Origin of the sequence: Micromonospora narathiwatensis, assembly GCF_900089605.1 — a bacterium.
In the GTDB taxonomy this organism is placed as follows: domain Bacteria; phylum Actinomycetota; class Actinomycetes; order Mycobacteriales; family Micromonosporaceae; genus Micromonospora; species Micromonospora narathiwatensis.
On record NZ_LT594324.1, the window covers coordinates 4,570,023 to 4,589,754 of the forward strand.

The following is a 19,732-nucleotide window of genomic DNA, read 5'->3' on the forward strand; positions in this document are numbered from 1 at the left end:
GGGTCACTCCCACTCGATGGTGCCCGGCGGCTTGCTCGTCACGTCCAGGACCACCCGGTTGACCTCGGCCACCTCGTTGGTGATCCGGGTGGAGATCCGGGCGAGCACGTCGTAGGGCAGCCGGGACCAGTCGGCGGTCATCGCATCCTCGCTGGAGACCGGGCGCAGCACCACGGGATGCCCGTAGCTGCGCCCGTCGCCCTGCACGCCGACGCTGCGCACGTCGGCCAGGAGCACCACCGGGAACTGCCAGACATCCCGGTCCAGGCCGGCGGCGGACAGCTCCTGGCGGGCGATCAGGTCGGCCTTGCGGAGCACCGCGAGCCGCTCCTCGTCGACCGCGCCGATGATCCGGATGGCCAGCCCCGGGCCGGGGAACGGGTGCCGCCAGACCATCGCCTCGGGCAGCCCCAACTGGAGGCCGAGCGTGCGGACCTCGTCCTTGAAGAGCGTACGCAGCGGCTCGACCAGGTCGAACTTGAGATCCTCCGGCAGGCCGCCGACGTTGTGGTGGCTCTTGATGTTGGCGGTGCCGGTGCCGCCGCCGGACTCGACCACGTCCGGGTAGAGGGTGCCCTGCACCAGGAACTCGACGTCGCCGTGCGAGGCGATCTCCCGCGCGGCGGCCTCGAAGACCCGGATGAACTCCCGTCCGATGATCTTGCGCTTCTGCTCGGGGTCGGTCACCCCGGCCAGGGCACCGAGGAACCGCTCCCGGGCGTCGACCACCTTGAGCCTGATGCCGGTGGCCGCGACGTAGTCCTTCTCCACCTGCTCGGCCTCCCCGGCACGGAGCAGACCGTGGTCGACGAAGACGCAGGTGAGCTGGTCGCCGACCGCCCGGTGCACCAGCGCGGCGGCGACCGCGGAGTCCACGCCGCCGCTCAGGCCGCAGATGACCTCCTTGTCGCCGACCTGCTCGCGGATCCGGGCGACCTGCTCGTCGATGATGTTCTCGGGCGTCCAGGTCGGCTCGATGCCGGCGATGTCATGGAGGAAACGGGTGAGCATCTCCTGGCCGTGCGCGGTGTGCCCGACCTCGGGGTGGAACTGCACGCCGGCCCGCCGACCGGTCAGGTCCTCGAACGCGGCGACCGGCGCACCGGCCGACTCGGCGGTGACCGTGAAGCCGGCCGGCGCCTCGGTGACGCAGTCGCCGTGGCTCATCCAGACCGGCAGGTCGTCCGGGAGGTCGCGGAGCAGCACGCCGGCCTCCGGGCGGGCGTGCAGCGGGGTGCCGCCGTATTCCCGGTTGCCGGTCCTGGCCACCGTGCCACCCAGCGCCTGGGCCATCGCCTGGAAGCCGTAGCAGATGCCGAAGACCGGCACCCCGGCGTCGAACATCCCCGCGTCGACCTGCGGGGCGTCCGGGGCGTAGACGCTGGCCGGGCCGCCGGAGAGGATGATCGCGGCCGGGTTCTTCGCCAGCATCTCGGACACCGGCATGGAATGCGGGACGATTTCCGAGTAGACCCTCGCCTCACGTACGCGGCGGGCGATGAGCTGGGCGTACTGGGCTCCGAAGTCCACCACGAGGACGGGGCGAGGGGTGCTCATGCGCAGCAAGCCTACCGACAGTCACCGCCGGTCCGGGCACGCCCCGGCCGGGTCCCGCCGTGAGGTCGTTAACAGGGACTTCCTCACCGCAGGGCGGCGGGGGCGTGCGCCGGCACCGCCGGGTTGTGCGGGGGGACTGGGGACAGGCGCTGGTACGCCGAGCCGAGCGGCGGGCGCGGATCCGCCTCGCCCTTGTTGGGCCAGAACGACATGGCCCGCTCGGCCTGTGCGGTGATGGTCAGCGACGGGTTGACCCCGAGGTTGGCCGACACCGCCGCGCCGTCCACCACGTGCAGCCCCGGGTGCCCGTGGACCCGGTGGTACGGGTCGATCACCCCGTGCTCCGGGGTGGCCCCGATCACCGCCCCACCGAGGATGTGCGCGGTCATCGGGATGTTGAACGGCTCGGTGAGCGCGCCGCCGGGCGTACCGCCGATCTCCTCGGCGAGCAGCCGGGCGGCCTGGTTGCCGGCCGGGATCCAGGTCGGGTTGGGCACGCCGGGCCCGGGGCCGGAGACCAGCCGCCGGCCGAACCAGCCCCGCCGGAACCGGGTGGTGAGCGAGTTGTCCGCCGACTGCATGACCAGGGCGATCACGGTCCGCTCGGACCAGCCGCGGACGGAGAGCATCCGGGCGGCCAGACCGGGCTGCCGGAGGACGCCGCCCAGCCAGCGCCGGGCCCGGCGCGGACCGCCGTCGACCAGCAGCGACTGGAGCAGGCCCATCGCGTTGGAGCCCTTGCCGTACCGGACCGGCTCGATGTGGGTCTGCGGGTCGGGGTGGAACGAGCTGGTGATCGCCACTCCCTCGGTGAAGTCGAGCCCGCGTTGCCGGGCCTGCCGCGCCCCGACCGAGGCACCCAGGATCGCCTCCGAATTGGTCCGGGTCAGCTCGCCGAGGCGGGGCGACAACCCGGGCAGCGCCCCGGTGGCCCGCATCTCGTGCAGCAGCCGCTGGGTGCCGAGCGCACCGGCCGCGAAGACCACCTGGTCGGCGTGGATCACCTGCCGGTGCTTGCGCAGCCAGGCGCCGGTGCGCTCGGTGTGCACCGCGTACCCGCCGCCGAGGGCCGGCCGGACCGCGGTCACCGTGGTCAGCGGATGCACCTGGACACCGAGCCGCTCGGCGAGCCACAGGTAGTTCTTGACCAGGGTGTTCTTCGCGCCGTACCGGCAGCCGGTCATGCAGGCGCCGCAGTGGGTGCAGCCGACGCGGTCCGGCCCGGCCCCGCCGAAGTACGGGTCGGTCACCCGCCCGCCGGGCCGGCCGATGTGGACGCCGACCGGCGTGGCGTGGAAGGTCCGCCCGACCCCCATCCGCTCGGCCACCGCCCGCATCGCCCGGTCCGCCCCGGTGACCATCGGGTACGTGGTGACGCCGAGCATCCGCTTCGCCTGGTCGTAGTGGCGGGCCAGTTCGTCACGCCAGTCGGTGATGTCCCGCCACTGCGGGTCTGCGTAGAACGCGTCGAGGGGCTCGTAGAGGGTGTTCGCGTAGACCAGGGAGCCGCCGCCCACCCCCGCCCCGGAGAGCACCAGGACCCCGCCGCCCGCCTTCCGGCCGGCCGAGCGCAGCAGGTCGATCCGCTGGAGGCCGTAGCAGCCGAGCTTCGGGGCCCACAGGAAACGCCGGACCCGCCAGGACGTCTCCGGGAACTCGTCGTCGGCGAAGCGCCGGCCGGCCTCCAGGACGCCGACGGTGTAGCCCTTCTCGGCCAGGCGGAGCGCGGTGACGCTGCCACCGAAACCGGACCCGACGACGACCACGTCGTACCGCATGAACGCATCATTACCGACGAGTAGCCATAGCGCCAGCGAGAGATTTTCACGGATCATGCAGAGCGCTCGACCAAGCGGGGAACCAGGTGGGCGACCACCGGCACCCCCGTGACGCGGCCGAGCGACACCGGGGGAAGGGGCCCACGATGACCGGCGCGAGGCCGAGACGACGGTGGCTGCTGGGGCTGGCCGCCCTGGTGGCCGTACTGCTGGTCGGCGGTGGCGTGGTGGTGGCCACCCGGCTGGCCGCCCGCCCGTCCCCCGCCGCCTCCCCGGGCCCGGTCGCCGACCCGGCCACCCCCACCTCGCCCGCCGATACGCCGACCCCGACCCCGGCCAGCCCCACCCCGCCGCCGGGCGCCGACCTCACCGGCCCGCTGAACCTGCTGCTGGTCGGGGTGGACACCCGGGTCAGCGTGCCGGGTTGGGAGCCGCACGCCGACGCGGTGCTGGTGCTGCACGTGCCGGCCGGGCTGGACCGGGCGTACCTCTTCTCCCTGCCCCGCGACCTGGTGGTGGACATCCCGGCCTACCCGAAGGCCGGCTACCCGGGCGGCCGGACCAAGCTGACCCACGCGATGAGCTACGGCAGCCGGGTGCCCGGCGACCGGGCCCACCCGAGCGCCGCGCAGGGATACGAGCTGCTGCGCACCACGGTCAGCCGGTACACCGGGCTGCGCATCGACGCCGGCGCGGTGATCACCTTCGGCGGGTTCGACAAGCTGGTCGACACCCTCGGCGGCGTGGACCTCTACGTCGACCAGCGGGTCGTGTCCATCCACCGCCGTCCCGACGGGCGGCTCCGGACCCTGACCGGCGGCACCTACACCGGGCCGCAGATGGTCTACGAGAAGGGCAACCGGCGGCTGACCGGCTGGCAGGCGCTGGACTACGCGCGGCAGCGCTACACGGCCGGCGGCGACTACACCCGGCAACGCCACCAGCAGCAACTGATCCGGGCGCTGGCCCGGAAGATCCTCGACCAGGGGCTGGCCCGGGACCCGGCCCGGGTCGAACAGGTGACGGATGCCCTCGGCGACACCCTGGTGTACGTCGGTGGCGGGCGCCGGCTGGTGGAATTCGCGTACGCCCTGGGCGGGCTCTCCGCGGACGCCTTCGTCCTGGTCGGTCTCCCCGGCGACGCGGTCGGCAGCGGCGGCTCCTACCGGGGCGAGCAGCTCCTGCCGGTCGGCCGGCAGTTCCTCGCCGCCGTGCGCGGCGGCACCGCCGACAGTTTCCTGGCCGCCAACCCGAAGCTGCGCGTGAAAACCTGAGTCACAGCGGCTTCGGGGCGGGCGGCCGGTCGGTGTCGTAGAGCCAGGCGTCGAAGAGCTTGCGGAGCTTCTTGTGCGAGACCCGCTCCGCGAGGTCCACGAACTCGGCCGTGGTGGCGTTGCCGTTCTTCTTCTCCGCCGCCCAGGTCCGCAGGATGTCGAAGAAGGCGCTGTCCCCGACGGCCACCCGCAACGCGTGCACGGTCATCCCGCCCCGGTCGTACACCGACCGGCTGAACAGGTTCGCCACCCCCGGTTTGCCCGGCGGCGTACGCCATACCTGCCCCGGCGCGCTGGCGTACTGCTGGTCGAAGGTGTGCTGCACGGTGGACTGCCCGCTGTGCTCGGCCCAGAGCCACTCGGCGTACGTGGCCAGGCCCTCGTTGAGCCAGATGTCCTGCCACTTCTGCAGCGTCACGCTGTTGCCGAACCACTGGTGGGCCAGCTCGTGCGCGACCACCCCGGTGTTCTCGCCCTGCCGGAAGAAGCTGGCCGCGTAGACCGGGCGGCTCTGCGTCTCCAGCGCGTACCGGATCCGGTCGTCGGCGACCACCACACCGCCGTACGCGTCGAACGGGTACGGCCCGAAGACGCTCTCCAGGTAGTCGGCGACCTCGGTGGTCCGGGCGATCGACCGGTCCGGGGCGCCCCCGGCCACCTTCGTGGTGACCGCGCTGTACACCGGCCGTCCCTTGTGCTCCCCGGTGGTCACCCGGAACTTCCCGATCACCACGGTGCTCAGGTAGCTGGCCATCGGCGCGCCCTCGGACCAGCTCCAGGTGGTCCAGTCCCCCTTGGTGGTCCGGCCCTTCGGGACGCCGTTGCTGACCGCGGTGAGCCCCTTCGGCACGGTGATCTCGAAGTCGTAGGTGGCCTTGTCGGAGGGGTGGTCGTTGACCGGGAACCAGGTGCTCGCCGACTCGGGCTGGCCGAGCGCGATCGCGCCGTCCGAGGTGTGCAGCCAGCCGCCCTTGCCGAGCACGTCGTTGTCCAGCGCGGCCGGCTCGCCGTCGTACCGGATCTCGGCGACGAAGCCGTTGCCGGCGGTGAGGCCGGTGGCCGGGGTGATGGCCAGTTCGTTGTCGGTGCGCGCGTGGCTGGCCCGGGTTCCGTTCACGGTGACCGACCGCACGGTCAGCCCGGCCAGGTCCAGGTTGAACGAGGAGAGGTCCTCGGTGGCGGTGGCCCGCAGGGTGGTGGTGCCGGTGAGCCGGTTCTTCGCGGGGTCGTAGCGGACCTGGACGGTGTAGTGGGCGACGTCGTAGCCGCCGTTGCCGTAGCTCGGGAAGTAGGGGTCGCCCGCGCCGGCCGCGCCGGGCCCGAAGCTCCGCGAGCTGGTCCGCGTGGGCTGCGCCGTTGTCGCGTCGGTCCGCTCCGCGCCGGCTGAGCCGCAGCCGGCGATCAGCAGCGTGCCGGAGAGCAGCAGCCCCAGCCGTCGTCGTCCGCCCCGCAGCGCCAGCGCCATCGCCTCGACCCCTCCTCGGGCACGACCGTCGCGGCCCGGCCGGCCGCTCCGCCCGCGGCAGCCTACCGAGCGACAATTACGCCCGCGTCACGGCAGTGCGGGCGCGGTGGCGCCGACCAACCAGGCGTCGAAGAGCGGGCGCAGCGGACGGCCGGCGACCCGCTCGGCGTACCCGACGAAGTCCTCGGTGGTGGCGGTGCCGTCCCGCCGCTCGGCCAACCAGCCGCGCAGGATGCGGAAGAAGGTCTCGTCGCCGACCGCGCGGCGCAGCGCGTGCACGGTCAGCGCGCCGCGCTGGTAGACGGCGTCGCCGAACATCGCCGCCCGGCCCGGGTCCACCGACGGCTTCGTCCAGTCGGTCACCGCGTAGCGGTCGGCGAAGGCCCGCGCCACGCTGCGGACGCCGTCGTGCTCGTTCCAGAGCCATTCCGCGTACGTGGCGAAGCCCTCGTTGAGCCAGATGTCGCACCACCGGGCCAGCGATACGCTGTCGCCGAACCACTGGTGGGCCAGCTCGTGCGCGACCACCTCGGTGTTCGGCCGGTCGCCCCGGAAGAAGCCCGGCCCGTAGACCGGGCGGGTCTGCGTCTCCAGCGCGTACCGGATGCGCTCGTCGGCGACCGCGATCCCGCCGTACGCGTCGAACGGGTACGGCCCGAAGCGCTCGGCCAGGAAGTCGGCGATCTCGCCGGTACGCGCCAGCGCGGCGGCGGCCGGCCCGTCCGCCGGCAGCCCGGCGGCAACCGCGGTGACCAGCGGCTTCCCGGCGTGCGTACCGGTCGACACCCGGTAGTCGCCGATCACCAGGGTGGCCAGGTAGCTGGCCATCGGCGCGCCCTCGGACCAGCGCCAGGTGGTCCAGCCGTCCTGACTGGTCTGTCCCTTGGGCACCCCGTTGCTCAGCGCGGCGAGCCCGTCCGGGACGGTCACCTCGATGTCGTAGGTGGCCTTGTCGGAGGGGTGGTCGTTGACCGGGAACCAGGTGCTCGCCGACTCGGGCTGGCCGAGCGCGATCGCCCCGTCTCCGGTGGCCTGGAAGCCACCGTCACCGAGTTCGCCGGTGAGCGGTCGCGGCACCCCGCCGTACGCCACCTCGGCGGTGAACCGCTTCCCCGCCGGCAGGCCGCGCGCCGGGGTGACCACCAGTTCGCTGCCGTCGCGCCGGTGTTTCGCCGGGGCGTCGTCGACGCGTACCCGGTCGACGGTGAGGCCGGCGAGGTCGAGGTGGAACCGGGACAGGCCGGCGGTGGCGGTGGCGGTGACCGTGGCCTGGCCGGTGAGCCGCCCGCTGGGCGGGTCGTAGCGGACCCGCAGCGCGTAGTGGTCGACGTCGTAGCCGCCGTTGCCGGCCCCCGGCACGTACGGGTCGCCGACGTCGGCCGCCCCGGGCCGGAACCGCCCGTCGTCGTCCCGGGTGCACCCGGCGACCAGCAGCGCGACGGCGAGCGCCGCCGCGTACCACCGCCGGCCGCTCGTCACCCGCCGAGCCTAGAGGCGCGACGGCGCGGGTGGGACCGGAATCGCCCACCCGCGCCGTCGGTCGATCGTGCCGGGTCAGCGGTCGAGGACCAGGCCGACCTTCTGGAACTCCTTGAGATCGCGGTAGCCGCACTTGGCCATCGCCCGGCGCAGGCCGCCGAAGAGGTTGAGCTGGCCGTCCGGCTCGTCGGCCGGGCCGAAGAGCAGCTTCTCCATCGAGCCGAGCGGCTCCCCGGCCACCTCGAACGCGCCCCGGGGCAGGGACGGGTGGCTGGCCGCCGAGTGCCACCAGGCGCCGCCGGCCGGTGCCTCCTCGCAGAGCGAGAGCGGCTCGCCGAGCATCACCGCGTCGGCGCCGCAGCCGAGCGCCTTGGCGATGTCGCCGGAGGTCTGGATGTCGCCGTCGGCGATCAGGTGCACGTACCGGCCGCCGGTCTCGTCCAGGTAGTCGCGGCGGGCCGCGGCGGCGTCGGCGATGGCGGTGGCCATCGGCACCCGGATGCCGAGCACCGACTCGGTGGTCGACCAGCCGTCGCCGCCGACGCCGACGATCACGCCGGCCGCGCCGGTCCGCATCAGGTGCAGCGCGGTCTTGTAGTCGGTGCAGCCGCCGGCGATGACCGGCAGGTCGAGGTCGGCGATGAACTCCTTGAGGTTCAGCGGCTCGTCGGTGGTGGAGACGTGCTCGGCGGAGACGATGGTGCCCTGGATGACCAGGATGTCCACGCCCGCGTCGAGGATCACCGGGGCGAGCGCGAGGGTGTGCTGCGGGGAGACCCGGACGGCCACCGTGCCGCCCCCGGCCCGCAGCTCGCGGACCCGCTCGGCGATCAGGTCGGGACGGATCGGCTCGGCGTAGACCTCCTGGAGCCGCCGGGTCGCCCGGGCGTCCTCGTCCAGGCCGGCCAGTTCCTCCAGCACCTTGGTCGGGTTCTCGTACCGGGTCCAGAGGCCCTCGACGTTGAGCACGCCGAGGCCGCCGAGCTGGCCGAGCCGCACGGCCGAGGAGGGGCTCATCGTCGCGTCGGACGGGTGCCCGACGCAGGGGATGCCGAACTGGTACGCGTCGAGCTGCCACGCGGTGGAGACGTCGTCGACGTCCCGGGTACGGCGGCTCGGCACGATGGCGATGTCGTCCAGGTGGTAGCCGCGCTGCGCGGTCTTGCCCAGCCCGATCTCGACCACGTCACGCATGGGGGACTCCAGGTGTTTGGGGGTGAAGGTCAGCGGGTGTGGTAGTTGGGCGCCTCGACGGTCATCTGGATGTCGTGCGGGTGGCTCTCCTTGAGCCCGGCCGCGGTGATCCGGATGAGCTGGCCGCGCTCGTGCAACTCCGGGATGCTCTCGGCGCCGGCGTACCCCATCGCCAGCCGCAGCCCGCCGACGAGCTGGTGGGCGACCTGGGCCAGCGGGCCCCGGTAGGGCACCTGGCCCTCGACGCCCTCCGGGACCAGCTTCTCGTCGCTGGTCACGTCCTGCTGGAAGTACCGGTCCTTCGAGTACGACTTGGCCTGGCCGCGGGACTGCATGGCACCGAGCGAGCCCATCCCCCGGTACGCCTTGTACTGCTTGCCGTTGATGAAGATCAGCTCGCCGGGGCTCTCCTCGCAGCCGGCCAGCAGGCTGCCGAGCATCACCGTGTCGGCACCGGCCACCAGGGCCTTGGCGATGTCGCCGGAATACTGGATGCCACCGTCACCGATCACCGGCACGCCGGCCGGGCGGGCCGCCCGGGCGGCCTCCATGATCGCCGTGATCTGCGGCACGCCCACCCCGGCGACGATCCGGGTGGTGCAGATGGCCCCCGGGCCGACCCCCACCTTGACGCCGTCCGCGCCCGCGTCGACCAACGCCTTCGCGCCCGCGTACGTGGCGATGTTGCCGCCGACGATGTCGATCGCGACGTCCTTCTTGAGCCGGGCGACCATCTCCAGCACGGCCCGCTGGTGGCCGTGCGCGGTGTCCACGATCAGCACGTCGACGCCCGCGTCGACCAGGGTGCGGGCCCGCTTGTACGCGTCCTCGCCCACGCCGATCGCGGCGGCGACCCGGAGCCGGCCGGCGGAGTCCTTGGTGGCGTTCGGGTACTGCTCGCTCTTGGTGAAGTCCTTGACGGTGATCAGCCCGCGCAGCTTGCCCGCGTCGTCGACGATCGGCAGCTTCTCCACCTTGTGCCGGCGCAGCAGGTCGAGCGCGTCGTCCTTGCTCACCCCGACCGGGGCGGTGACCAGCGGGGTCCGGGTCATGATCTCGCGGACCGGGGTGGCCGGGTCGGAGACGAAGCGCATGTCGCGGTTGGTCACGATGCCGACGAGCTGGCCCTGACCGTCGACCACCGGCACACCGGAGATGCGGTAGCGCCCGCAGAGCGCGTCGACGTCGCGGAGGGTGTCGTCCGGGCTGGCGGTCACCGGGTTGGTGATCATGCCCGACTCGGAGCGCTTCACCAGGTCGACCTGGAGCGCCTGGTCCTCCACCGAGAGGTTACGGTGCAGCACGCCGATGCCGCCCTGGCGGGCCATGGCGATCGCCATCCGCCCCTCGGTGACGGTGTCCATCGCGCTGGACAGCAGCGGGACGTTCAGCTCGATGTTGCGGCTGAGCCGGGTGCGGGTGTTGACCCGGCTGGGCACGACGTCCGACTCGCCGGGCTGGAGCAGCACGTCGTCGAAGGTCAGCCCGAGCGGCACCACCCGCGCCGAGCCGGCCGGCAGCTCGGGCAGGTGACCGGCCAGCTCGCCGCCGTCGACGCCGGCGGGAAGGTCGGTGCTGGGCGAATTCTCCACGATTGCTCCCCTGAGCTGGTCGGGCGGATTTCGGCGAGGCGGCGCGCGCGGGCACCGGCGGGCGCCCGCGTAACGGCGCGTGGCTTCATCGTACCCACTGTGCTGTGCCGGCCCGGGCAGCGGCGGGCCGGGGCGTAGGCCCCGCCACAGGTGCCCCAGGGGCGGACTTTCCGGTGTGCCGGGGTCTACGGTGAGGGGGTGCACGACGAGCCCATCGACCCGTTCAACGGCGACCCGGCCGATCCGGCTGCCGGCCTGCACGACCCGCGCGCGGACGACCCACTCGACCCGCTGACCGAGGTCGAGCGGCAGGACGTCCTGGAGGATCTCGCCGACCTGGAGATCTATCAGGCCCTGCTCCAGCCGATCGGGGTCCGCGGGCTGGTCATCGAGTGTGAGGACTGCCGCGAGCCGCACTACTTCGACTGGGACCTGCTCCGGGGCAACCTGCGCCACCTGCTCGACTCCGGTCGCCCCCGGGTCCATGAGCCGGCGTACGACCCGGACCCGGACCACTACGTGAGCTGGGACTACGCCCGGGGTTACGCGGACGGTGTGCACGACACCCTGACCGAGGGCACCGAGGACGACGCCCCCGCCGAGGACTGACGCGCCGTGGGTCCGGCCGGCTCAGGCGACCAGGCCGGCACGGAAGCCCGCCGCCACGGCGTGCGCCCGGTCGCGGGCGCCCAGCTTGCGGAAGAGCCGGCGGGCGTGCGTCTTGACGGTGTCCTCGGAGACGAACAGTTCCCGCCCGATCTCCGCGTTGCTCTTGCCCTCGGCCATGCCGAGCAGCACCTGAAGTTCCCGCTCGGTCAGCCCGACCGCGCTGCGGGCGCTCGCGCGCTGCGGGCCGCCGGCCGGGGCCGGCTCCGGCTCGCCGCCGGCCGGTTCGGCCGGGTCGTCGCCGCGCTGTGCCGGGACCATCGTGGGCGCGCCCTCCGCCGGGCCCGCCGGCCAGGCCGGTGCCGGCCCGCCCTGGGTACGCCCCGGCGTGGTCGGTCGGGCGGACCCGCCGACGGCGGCGGCGTCCCGCGCGGGGTCGGTCACCCGGTGTCGGGCCGATCGCCCTGGGGCGGCGAGCAGCAGCAACGCCTTCGCGACCGCGCTGGTCAGATCGTGGTCGGCACCCTGGATGAGCCCTCGCGCGCCGGCGCTGATGGTGGCCGCCGCCGCCTCCGACTCCTCGGTGCCGAGCAGCAGCACCGCGGCCTGGGGCGCGCGGGCGAGCACCCGGCGGACGAAGCCCGCGCTGTCCGGCCGGGTGAGGGCGGTGTCGGCGAGCACCACGTCGACCGGGCGCTCGGCGAGCCGCAGCATCACCTCGGGATCGGAGACCGCCGTCCGGACGGCACCGGCCAGCCCGAGCCGCGCCGCCGCGGAGGTCAGGTGCTGGGCCGCGAGTGGTGTCCGAACGCACACGAGAACGCTACGCACAGTGGTCTCCTCTCCGCCTCAGAGCAGACCACGACGGGGTCGGCCAGGGAGGAGGTTCCGGGCAATCATCCGAACTTTTCCGACAGAGGGGGCATATGCCGCGAGTTGTCCGGGGTTTTCGATCACACATGTGTGAGCGCGGGACGGCCCGGGTACCGAGGGGCCAGCCCGGAAGCGGTGTCCCGCGCCGCGCGGGAGGAGGGGTGCTGATGTCGAACGTACGCAGGCTGCCTGGACCCATTGTCGACCTGTGGGACTGGCAGCGGCTCGGTGCCTGCCGTGGGCGGGACAGCGCGCAGTTTTTCCACCCGGACGGTGAGCGCGGCTCGTCGCGCCAACGCCGCGAGTCCGGCGCCAAGGCCGTCTGCCGGACCTGCCCGGTACGGGCCGAGTGCGCCGCCCATGCCCTGTCGGTCCGCGAGCCGTACGGCGTGTGGGGCGGGTTCAGCGAGTCGGAACGGCTCCGGCTGCTCGCCCTCGGCTGGGAGGACCTGGCCGACCGCCGGCAGTCCCGGGTCGACGTGGCCCGACTGGAGTCCCGCCTCGGTCCGCCGCACAAGTCCACCGTGCCGGAGCAGCGCAAGATCGCCTGACCGGCCGCCGCCGGCCGTCGCCCACCACCGGGGCCGGTCCCCCGCACGGCGACGCCCGCTCGTCACGGGCGCGGCCGGGCCGCCCGGCGGTGCCCGCTCGTCCTGGCGGCTCAACCCGCCATGACCGGCTCAGCCCACCGTCACCCGGACCGTGTGCCAGCCGGTGGCCCCGTCCGGCGCGACCGGACGCTGCTCCTCCGGCTGTGTCGCCCCGTCCGCGTCGGTGGCCCGCACCTGGAGGGTGTGCTCGCCCGGGCCTGCGTCCCAACGCCACGACCACTGCACCCAGGTGTCCACCGAGACCGTCGGGGCGAGCGTCGCCTCCTGCCAGGGACCGCCGTCGACGCGTACCTCGACCCTGCGGATGCCCCGGTGCTGCGCCCAGGCGACCCCGGCGACCATGACCGGGCCGGCCGTGAGCCGGTTGCGCGGGCGGGGCGTGTCGATCCGGGACTGGGTCTTGATCGGCCCCTGCGCCGCCCACCCGCGCGGCACCCAGTACGCGTCGAAGTCGGCGAAGCTGGTCAGCTCCAGCTCGGTCACCCACTTGCACGCCGAGACGTAGCCGTAGAGCCCGGGGACGACCATGCGTACCGGGAAGCCGTGCTCGACCGGCAGCGGCTCGCCGTTCATCCCGACCGCGAGCAGCGCGTCCCGCCCGTCCCGCAGCACCGCCGTCGGGGTACCGCAGGTCCAGCCGTCGACTGAGCGCCCGACCACCTGGTCCGCGCCCTCCTCCGGGTCCGCCTCGTCCAGCAGATCCTTGATCGGTACGCCCAGCCAGCGCGCGTTGCCGATCAGGTCCCCGCCCACCTCGTTGGAGACGCAGGCCAGGGTCACGTACCGCTCGACCATCGGCCGGGCGAGCAGGTCGGCGAAGCTCAGCTCGATCGGGTTCCGGACCCGGCCGTGGATACGCAACCGCCAGGTCGCCGGGTCCACCTGCGGCACCACCAGGGCGGTGTCGATCCGGTAGAAACCACTGTTCGGGGTGACATAGCGGGCGAGCTGGGCCAGCGGCAGGTCCGCGCCGGCCGGCACCGCCGGGGCGGCGGTGGACGGCGTGGGCAGGACGACCGCCCGGCGGGCCGCCGACACGCCCCGCCGACCGGCCAGCCAGTGCCCACCCAGCCCGGCCACCGCCGCCGCGCCGGCCAGCGCGCCCACGCCGCGCAGGAACCGCCGCCGACCGTCGGCGTCGACCTCGGATCGCTCCTCTTCCGGATCGTGCCCCGAGGGCGGCGACCAGGCCCAGAGGTCGGGCGACAGCGGCCCGGCCAGCAGCAGCCAGAGCGTCAGCGCGCCCAGCCCGGCACCGACCAGCGAGGGCAGCGCGTCGAAGGCGTCCGCGCCGGCCCGGGTCAGCGCGGCGGCCACCCCGAGGACGGCGAACGCGGCGATGCCGGCCAGGCCGATCGCCAGCCGCCGGACCGCCAGCACGCCGAGCGACGCGGCGCACGCGGCCAGCAGCACCGCCGTCCCGACCAGCAGGGCGATCTTGTCGTACGTGCCGAAGAGCGCGATGGCGAACTGCTTGAGCGGCTCGGGCACCAGGTCGACGACGAGCCCGCCGACCGCGATCAGGGGTGCCGAGCGGGGGCCGGTGAGGACGGCCACCGGTTCGGCTGCGCCGATGGCCACGGCCGCGGCGGTGATCCCGGCCAGCGCGGCGTGGCCGCGGGAGGGGCTGCTCACGCCGATCAGTGTTGTCGATCGGCGGGGCCGCCCGCCATCCACGTCAGCGTTCCGTAATCAATACCGACCAGGGCACACCGCCCCACGAGGCGGTGTGCCCTGGTCGACTGCCGTTACGGCCTGGGATCAGAAGCCCGGGCCGTGCTGGTGGCCGTGACCGTGCCCGTGGCCGTGGCCACCCGCGGCGGCCGGCTCGGCCTTCTCCGGCTTCTCCACCACCAGGCTCTCGGTGGTGAGCAGCAGGCCGGCGATCGAGGCGGCGTTGGTGACCGCGTTGCGGGTCACCTTCACCGGGTCGAGGATGCCGGACTTGACCAGGTCGACGTACTCGCCGACGGCGGCGTCGAGGCCGTTGCCCCACTCCTGGCCGACGACCTTCTGCACCACCACGTAACCGTCGTGGCCGGCGTTCTGGGCGATCCAGCGCAGCGGCTCGACCAGCGCCTTGCGCACGATCGAGACGCCGACCTTCTCGTCACCGGTCAGGCCCAGGTCGTCGTCGAGCACCGGCAGGATCTGGGCCAGGGCAGCGCCGCCACCCGGGACCGTACCCTCCTCGACCGCGGCCTTGGTCGCGGCGATGGCGTCCTCGATGCGGTGCTTGCGCTCCTTCATCTCGACCTCGGTGGCCGCGCCGACCTTGATCACGGCGATGCCGCCGGAGAGCTTCGCCAGCCGCTCGGCCAGCTTCTCCCGGTCCCATTCGGAGTCCGAGGCCTCGATCTCCTTGCGGATCTGGGCGACCCGGTCGGCGACCTCGCTCGCCTGGCCGGCGCCGTCGACGATGGTGGTGTTCTCCTTGTCCACCACCACGCGGCGGGCGGTGCCGAGCACCTCCAGGCCGACCTGGTCGAGCTTGTAGCCCAGTTCCGGGGCGACCAGCTCGGCGCCGGTCAGGATCGCCATGTCCTGGAGCATCGCCTTGCGGCGGTCACCGAAGCCGGGGGCCTTGACCGCGCAGACCTTGAGGGTCTTGCGGATCGCGTTGACCACCAGCGTCGACAGCGCCTGGCCCTCGACGTCCTCGGCGACGATCAGCAGCGGCTTGTTGTTCTGGAGAACCTTCTCCAGCAGCGGCAGCAGCTCCTCGATCGCCGAGATCTTCTGCGTGGTGATCAGGATGTACGGGTCCTCCAGGACCGCCTCCTGCCCCTCCACGTCGGTGACGAAGTTCGGCGAGATGAAGCCCTTGTCGAACTGGAGACCCTCGGTCACGTCCAGCTCGGTGACGAGCGCGGAGCCCTCCTCGACGGTGATGACGCCGTCGCGGCCGACCTTCTCCATCGCCTCGGCGATCAGCTCGCCGATGGTGGCGTCCTGCGCGGAGATCGTCGCGACGTGCGCGATCGACTCCTTGTCGGCGACCTCGACGGCCTTGCCGAGCAGGGACTCGGAGACCTTGCGGGCGGCCGCGTCGATGCCCCGCTTGAGGCCGGTCGGGTTGGCCCCGGCGGCCACGTTGCGCAGACCCTCGCGGACCATCGCCTGGGCCAGCACGGTCGCGGTGGTGGTCCCGTCGCCGGCGACGTCGTTGGTCTTGGTCGCCACCTCCTTGACCAGCTGCGCGCCGAGGTTCTCGTACGGGTTGGTGAGCTCGATCTCCTTGGCGATGGTCACGCCATCGTTGGTGATCGTGGGCACACCGAATTTCTTGTCCAGGACGACGTTGCGCCCGCGCGGGCCGAGGGTGACCTTGACCGCGTCGGCGAGGGCGTTGACGCCGTGCTCCAGCAGGTGCCGGGCGTCGTCCGAGAAGCTCAGGATCTTCGCCATCAGTATCCCTTCGAAGCGACGTTGCCCCGGCCCGGCGAGCCGGACCGGGGCAACGACACTGATCGGTTGCTTACTTCTCGATGATCGCGAGGACGTCGCGGGCGGAGAGCACCAGGTACTCCTCGCCGGCGTACTTGACCTCGGTGCCGCCGTACTTCGAGTACAGAACGGTGTCGCCGACCTTCACGTCGAGCGGCACGCGGTTACCCTTGTCGTCGATCCGGCCCGGGCCGACAGCGAGGACGGTGCCCTCCTGCGGCTTCTCCTTGGCGGTGTCGGGGATCACGATGCCCGACGCCGTGGTGGTCTCAGCCTCGTTCGCCTGGACCACGATCCGGTCCTCGAGCGGCTTGATCGCAACCTTGGTCGCGGTAGTCACGGGCATACCCTCCTGGGGTACTGGTTTCGTTGCCGGTCGACATGCCGACCGGCGTCAATCTGCCACATGCCACCGGGCGGGGCCGTCGTCGCGGGTGCCGGTCCGCCTGGCGTTCAACCCCCGGACACCTGGGCCCGGGCGTTGGCACCCTCAGGGTGAGAGTGCTAATCGCAGGTTATTCCTCGGCTAGCACTCCGTCAAGGAGAGTGCCAACGGATCGCCGCCGTGTCGCGGTCGCTCCGCCACTGTTCCGCCACTCGTCACCGCAACACGCCGCAACCGTCTCGTCACAACCTGGCCGAATCTCTAACCTCCGGCTCCGTACCGCCGACGGGAGGAAGGACGACCGGGTGACCCAGATACCGACGCTGACGTTCCTGCGTGGCCAGCTACGCCGGGCCCGCCAGGCACGCGGGCTCAACCAGGAGGACTTCGGCAAGCTGATCAACTACTCGTCGTCGCACGTGAGCGCCATCGAGATCGGCGACAAGCCGGTCAAGCCGGACTATCTGGCCCGGGTCGACGCGGTGCTGGAGACCGGTGGGCTCTTCGTCACCATGCTGGAGTTGATCCGGTTCCACGCCGCGCCGGACTGGTTCCGCCCGTGGGAGGAGATCGAGCGGGAGGCGATCACGCTGCGCTGGTACGACCCCACCGTGATCCCCGGCCTGCTCCAGACCGAGGGGTACGCGCGGGCCATGCTCGCCCTGGGCGGGGAGCTGACCGCCGACGAGGTCGAGGCGCGGGTGGCGGCCCGGCTCGCCCGGCAGGCCGTGCTGACCGGCGACCGGCGACCGCAGTTCGTCGCGGTGCTGGAGGAACAGACGCTGCGCCGGCAGGTCGGCGACCGGGCCGTCATGCGCGAGCAGTTGACGCACCTGCTCGCCGTCGGCACCGAGCCGCACGTGCAGGTCCGGATCGTGCCGGCCGACGCCCCCTGGCACATCGGGCTCCACGGCCCGTTCATCCTGGCCCGACTCGGCAGCGGCGCGGAACTGGCCCACCTGGACAACCAGCTCCGGGGGCAGACCGTGGACGGCCCGAACGACGTTGCCGCCCTCGGCCGAAGCTGGGAGACTGTGACCGGCGAGGCGCTGCCCCGCCGACAGTCCACTCAACTCATCGAGGAAGTGGCGAAATCATGGACCTGACCCGCGCCACCTGGCGCAAGGCGTCCCGCAGCAACGCCAACGGCGGCGCCTGCGTGGAGGTCGCCGACAACCTGCCCGGTGTGGTCGCCGTCCGCGACAGCAAGGACCCGACCGGGCCGGTGCTCGCCTTCACCCCGTCGAGTTGGCGAGCCTTCGTCGCCGCCACCGCCACCCGCTGACACCACCGTCCGGGTGACCCGGCTCGCCGCCCTCGCCAGGTCGGCGATATCGCGCCATCCCGGGCCACTCTGCCCGCGCCACACCGCCGACATCGCGATGCCCGCCCCGCCAGACCGCCAAGTCGGCGACATCGCGCCATCCCGCCCGCCAGAACCCGCCACATCGGCGAAGTCGCGCCATCCGGCCCCGCCGGGTACCCGGGTCGGCGGTGTCGCGGTGTCCCGCCCGCAGAAGCCGCCAGGTCGGCGGTGGGTCGCCGGGTAGGGCCGGGACAATGGCCGGGTGGATCTGGATCAGCTCGCGGCGCTGCGTACCCCCGAAGGGTCGGCCGCGCTCGCGGCGGCGGCCGAGGTCGCCGGCGGCGATCCGCTGACCGCGGCGGCCCGGCTCCGCTCGGCCGGGTTCCCGGCCGGGCTGGCCGCCGCCGCGCTCACCCAGGCTGAGCTGCGCCGCCGCGCCGCCGGCAAGTTCGGGCCGGAGGCGGCCGGCATGTTTCTCACCCGGCCCGGGCTGGAGCAGGCCACCCGCCGGGTGGTCGCCGACCGGCGGGCCGCGCGGCTGCGCGCCGCCGGCGTGGGCACCCTGGCCGACCTGGGGTGCGGCCTCGGCGCGGACGCGCTCGCCGCCGCCCGCGCCGGCATCCGGGTGTACGGGGTGGAGGCCGACCCGGTGACCGCCGCGATGGCCGCCGGGAACGCCGAGGCGGCCGGGCTGGCCGAGTTGTTCACCGTGGAGTGCGGGGACGCGACGGCGTTCGACGTCACCCGGGTCGAGGCGGTCTTCTGCGATCCGGCGCGCCGGGCGGCCGGCACCGGCCGGCGGATATTCGACCCGAACGCCTACTCGCCACCCTGGGACTTCGTCACCGGGCTGGCCGATCGGGTTCAGCGCACCGTGGTCAAGGTGGCCCCGGGGCTGGACCACGCGTTGATCCCGGCCGGCGCCGAGGCGGAGTGGGTCAGCGTGGCCGGCGACCTGGTCGAGGCCGCCCTCTGGTGCGGCGCACTGGCCGAGGTCCCCCGCCGCGCCACCCTGTTGAGGGGCGACAGCGCGGAGATGCTGACCGGCAGCGGCGACACCACGCACGTGCTGACCGGCAGCGGCGACGCCGAGGCGCCCGTCGGAGCCGTCCGGCGCTTCCTGTACGACCCGGATCCGGCCGTGGTCCGCGCGCACCTGGTCGCCGAGCTGGCCACGGAACTGGGCGCGACGCTGGCCGATCCGAGCATCGCCTACCTCTACGCCGACACGCCCGTGGCCACGCCGTTCGCCCGCTGCCTGGAGGTCACCGACGTGCTGCCGTTCTCGTTGAAGCGGCTGCGCGCCCTGCTTCGGGAGCGCCGGGTGGGACGGGTGGAGATCCTCAAGCGCGGCTCGGCGTTGGAGCCGGAACGGCTGCGCCGGGACCTGAGACTGGGCGGCGACGCGGCGGCCAGCCTGGTGCTGACCCGGGTGGCCGGCGCGCCGACCGTGCTGGTCTGCCGGCCGCTGCCGGGCTGAGCGGGGTTTTCGGCTCGCCCGCCGGCCGGCGCCGGGCTAACTTGTCGGGCATGGCGGGACAGGGCACTCCGGCGACGGCGCTGCTGGCGAGGCGCAGGATCACGCACAGCACCCACCCGTACGACGTCTCCCCGGACGCGCCGAACTACGGCGCGCTGGTCGCGGCGGCCCTCGGGGTGCCGCCGGAGCGGGTGTTCAAGTCGCTGGTCACCGAGGTCGACGGCGGGCTCACCGTGGCGGTCGTACCGGTCACCGGGGAGCTGGATCTCAAGGCGCTCGCCGCCGCGATCGGCGGCAAGCGGGCCACCATGGCGGACCGGACCGTGGCCGAGCGGGTCACCGGCTACGTCCGGGGCGGGATCAGCCCGCTCGGCCAGCGCAAGCGGCTGCCCACGGTGGTCGACGCGTCGGCGCTGGACCACCCGACCGTCTACGTCTCGGCGGGCCGCCGGGGATTGCAACTGCAACTCGCCCCGGCGGATCTGGTCGCCCTGACCGATGCCGTCACCGCGCCCATCGCGGCCGACTGATCCATTCCGGACTACCGGGGGGCGTTCCCGCACCTCACGGCGGGGAGCGCTCTCACGCGAATGACGGCCGGGCGGCAGTGGCGTTGCTGAATTGTTACCGCCGCCAACAAACTTCCGACCTCGGCAGTCTTGCGTGCGCAACAACGGGGGGAATA

General features: G+C 73.3%; 17 protein-coding genes. 7 read left to right on the forward strand and 10 right to left on the reverse strand.

Going from position 1 to position 19,732, the window contains the following annotated elements; all coding sequences use genetic code 11:
* Window positions 1-3 precede the first annotated feature (3 nt).
* Both guaA and GA0070621_RS19740 read right to left on the reverse strand, forming a co-directional pair.
* A complete protein-coding gene (gene guaA / locus GA0070621_RS19735; protein WP_091198087.1) occupies window positions 4-1,557 on the reverse strand; it encodes a glutamine-hydrolyzing GMP synthase in 1,554 nt (517 codons plus the stop codon).
* Window positions 1,558-1,640: 83 nt separating this feature from the next.
* A complete protein-coding gene (locus GA0070621_RS19740; protein WP_091198089.1) occupies window positions 1,641-3,335 on the reverse strand; it encodes a GMC family oxidoreductase in 1,695 nt (564 codons plus the stop codon).
* A 146-nt stretch (window positions 3,336-3,481) separates the two neighbouring features.
* On the opposite strand from GA0070621_RS19740, the gene GA0070621_RS19745 reads away from it, so the two are divergent.
* Complete coding sequence (locus GA0070621_RS19745; protein WP_091202639.1) at window positions 3,482-4,609, forward strand: LCP family protein; 1,128 nt, start codon at window positions 3,482-3,484, stop codon at window positions 4,607-4,609.
* Window position 4,610: 1 nt separating this feature from the next.
* On the opposite strand, the gene GA0070621_RS19750 is transcribed toward GA0070621_RS19745, so the two are convergent.
* From GA0070621_RS19750 to guaB, 4 genes are all read right to left on the reverse strand, one after another.
* Window positions 4,611-6,074: a M1 family metallopeptidase gene (locus tag GA0070621_RS19750; RefSeq protein WP_167667078.1), complete on the reverse strand. Its 1,464-nt coding sequence runs from the start codon at window positions 6,072-6,074 to the stop codon at window positions 4,611-4,613.
* Between the two features lie 87 nt (window positions 6,075-6,161).
* On the reverse strand, window positions 6,162-7,553 hold the full coding sequence (locus tag GA0070621_RS19755) for a M1 family metallopeptidase (RefSeq protein WP_091198094.1): 1,392 nt from the start codon (window positions 7,551-7,553) through the stop codon (window positions 6,162-6,164).
* 75 nt (window positions 7,554-7,628) lie between these two features.
* Window positions 7,629-8,747: a GuaB3 family IMP dehydrogenase-related protein gene (locus tag GA0070621_RS19760; RefSeq protein ID WP_091198096.1), complete on the reverse strand. Its 1,119-nt coding sequence runs from the start codon at window positions 8,745-8,747 to the stop codon at window positions 7,629-7,631.
* Window positions 8,748-8,776: 29 nt separating this feature from the next.
* Complete coding sequence (gene guaB, locus GA0070621_RS19765) at window positions 8,777-10,339, reverse strand: IMP dehydrogenase (RefSeq protein WP_091198099.1); 1,563 nt, start codon at window positions 10,337-10,339, stop codon at window positions 8,777-8,779.
* A 198-nt stretch (window positions 10,340-10,537) separates the two neighbouring features.
* Between guaB and GA0070621_RS19770 the strand changes: the two genes are divergently transcribed.
* Complete coding sequence (locus GA0070621_RS19770; protein ID WP_091198102.1) at window positions 10,538-10,948, forward strand: DUF5319 domain-containing protein; 411 nt, start codon at window positions 10,538-10,540, stop codon at window positions 10,946-10,948.
* Window positions 10,949-10,969: 21 nt separating this feature from the next.
* Here the strand turns inward: GA0070621_RS19770 and GA0070621_RS30525 are convergent, their stop codons facing one another.
* Window positions 10,970-11,776: a helix-turn-helix transcriptional regulator gene (locus tag GA0070621_RS30525; RefSeq protein WP_091198106.1), complete on the reverse strand. Its 807-nt coding sequence runs from the start codon at window positions 11,774-11,776 to the stop codon at window positions 10,970-10,972.
* 209 nt (window positions 11,777-11,985) lie between these two features.
* Between GA0070621_RS30525 and GA0070621_RS19780 the strand changes: the two genes are divergently transcribed.
* The gene (locus GA0070621_RS19780) at window positions 11,986-12,369 is read left to right on the forward strand and encodes a WhiB family transcriptional regulator (RefSeq protein WP_091202642.1); all 384 of its coding nucleotides are present in this window, start codon (window positions 11,986-11,988) and stop codon (window positions 12,367-12,369) included.
* Between the two features lie 129 nt (window positions 12,370-12,498).
* Here GA0070621_RS19780 and GA0070621_RS19785 read toward each other — a convergent pair whose 3' ends face one another.
* The 3 genes from GA0070621_RS19785 to groES form a co-directional block, all read right to left on the reverse strand.
* On the reverse strand, window positions 12,499-14,064 hold the full coding sequence (locus GA0070621_RS19785) for a sulfite oxidase (RefSeq protein ID WP_091198109.1): 1,566 nt from the start codon (window positions 14,062-14,064) through the stop codon (window positions 12,499-12,501).
* Between the two features lie 126 nt (window positions 14,065-14,190).
* Window positions 14,191-15,837, reverse strand: a complete 1,647-nt coding sequence (gene groL / locus GA0070621_RS19790; RefSeq protein WP_091198112.1) for a chaperonin GroEL — start codon at window positions 15,835-15,837, stop codon at window positions 14,191-14,193.
* Between the two features lie 70 nt (window positions 15,838-15,907).
* Entirely contained in the window at window positions 15,908-16,222 is a 315-nt protein-coding gene (groES, locus tag GA0070621_RS19795; protein ID WP_091198115.1) for a co-chaperone GroES, read from the reverse strand.
* Between the two features lie 344 nt (window positions 16,223-16,566).
* On the opposite strand from groES, the gene GA0070621_RS19800 reads away from it, so the two are divergent.
* The 4 genes from GA0070621_RS19800 (at window position 16,567) to ybaK (ending at window position 19,577) form a co-directional block, all read left to right on the forward strand.
* On the forward strand, window positions 16,567-17,367 hold the full coding sequence (locus tag GA0070621_RS19800) for a helix-turn-helix domain-containing protein (protein ID WP_167667079.1): 801 nt from the start codon (window positions 16,567-16,569) through the stop codon (window positions 17,365-17,367).
* Window positions 17,358-17,546 (forward strand): DUF397 domain-containing protein, encoded by a 189-nt coding sequence (locus tag GA0070621_RS19805; protein WP_091198122.1) that lies wholly within the window; start codon window positions 17,358-17,360, stop codon window positions 17,544-17,546. The genes GA0070621_RS19800 and GA0070621_RS19805 overlap by 10 nt, the downstream gene beginning before the upstream one ends.
* Before the next feature lie 283 nt (window positions 17,547-17,829).
* Window positions 17,830-19,047, forward strand: a complete 1,218-nt coding sequence (locus tag GA0070621_RS19810; protein WP_091198124.1) for a THUMP-like domain-containing protein — start codon at window positions 17,830-17,832, stop codon at window positions 19,045-19,047.
* Window positions 19,048-19,097: 50 nt separating this feature from the next.
* Window positions 19,098-19,577 (forward strand): Cys-tRNA(Pro) deacylase, encoded by a 480-nt coding sequence (gene ybaK, locus GA0070621_RS19815; RefSeq protein ID WP_091198127.1) that lies wholly within the window; start codon window positions 19,098-19,100, stop codon window positions 19,575-19,577.
* The last annotated feature ends 155 nt before the right edge of the window (window positions 19,578-19,732 follow it).

Coding starts and splice junctions, on each gene's coding strand:
- GA0070621_RS19780 (WP_091202642.1), top strand. CDS start 11,986: ATGTCGAACGTACGCAGGCTGCCTGGACCCATTGTCGACCTGTGGGAC.
- GA0070621_RS19740 (WP_091198089.1), bottom strand. CDS start 3,335: ATGCGGTACGACGTGGTCGTCGTCGGGTCCGGTTTCGGTGGCAGCGTC.
- groL (WP_091198112.1), bottom strand. CDS start 15,837: ATGGCGAAGATCCTGAGCTTCTCGGACGACGCCCGGCACCTGCTGGAG.
- GA0070621_RS19745 (WP_091202639.1), top strand. CDS start 3,482: ATGACCGGCGCGAGGCCGAGACGACGGTGGCTGCTGGGGCTGGCCGCC.
- GA0070621_RS19805 (WP_091198122.1), top strand. CDS start 17,358: ATGGACCTGACCCGCGCCACCTGGCGCAAGGCGTCCCGCAGCAACGCC.
- GA0070621_RS19750 (WP_167667078.1), bottom strand. CDS start 6,074: ATGGCGCTGGCGCTGCGGGGCGGACGACGACGGCTGGGGCTGCTGCTC.
- groES (WP_091198115.1), bottom strand. CDS start 16,222: ATGCCCGTGACTACCGCGACCAAGGTTGCGATCAAGCCGCTCGAGGAC.
- guaA (WP_091198087.1), bottom strand. CDS start 1,557: ATGAGCACCCCTCGCCCCGTCCTCGTGGTGGACTTCGGAGCCCAGTAC.
- GA0070621_RS19760 (WP_091198096.1), bottom strand. CDS start 8,747: ATGCGTGACGTGGTCGAGATCGGGCTGGGCAAGACCGCGCAGCGCGGC.
- ybaK (WP_091198127.1), top strand. CDS start 19,098: ATGGCGGGACAGGGCACTCCGGCGACGGCGCTGCTGGCGAGGCGCAGG.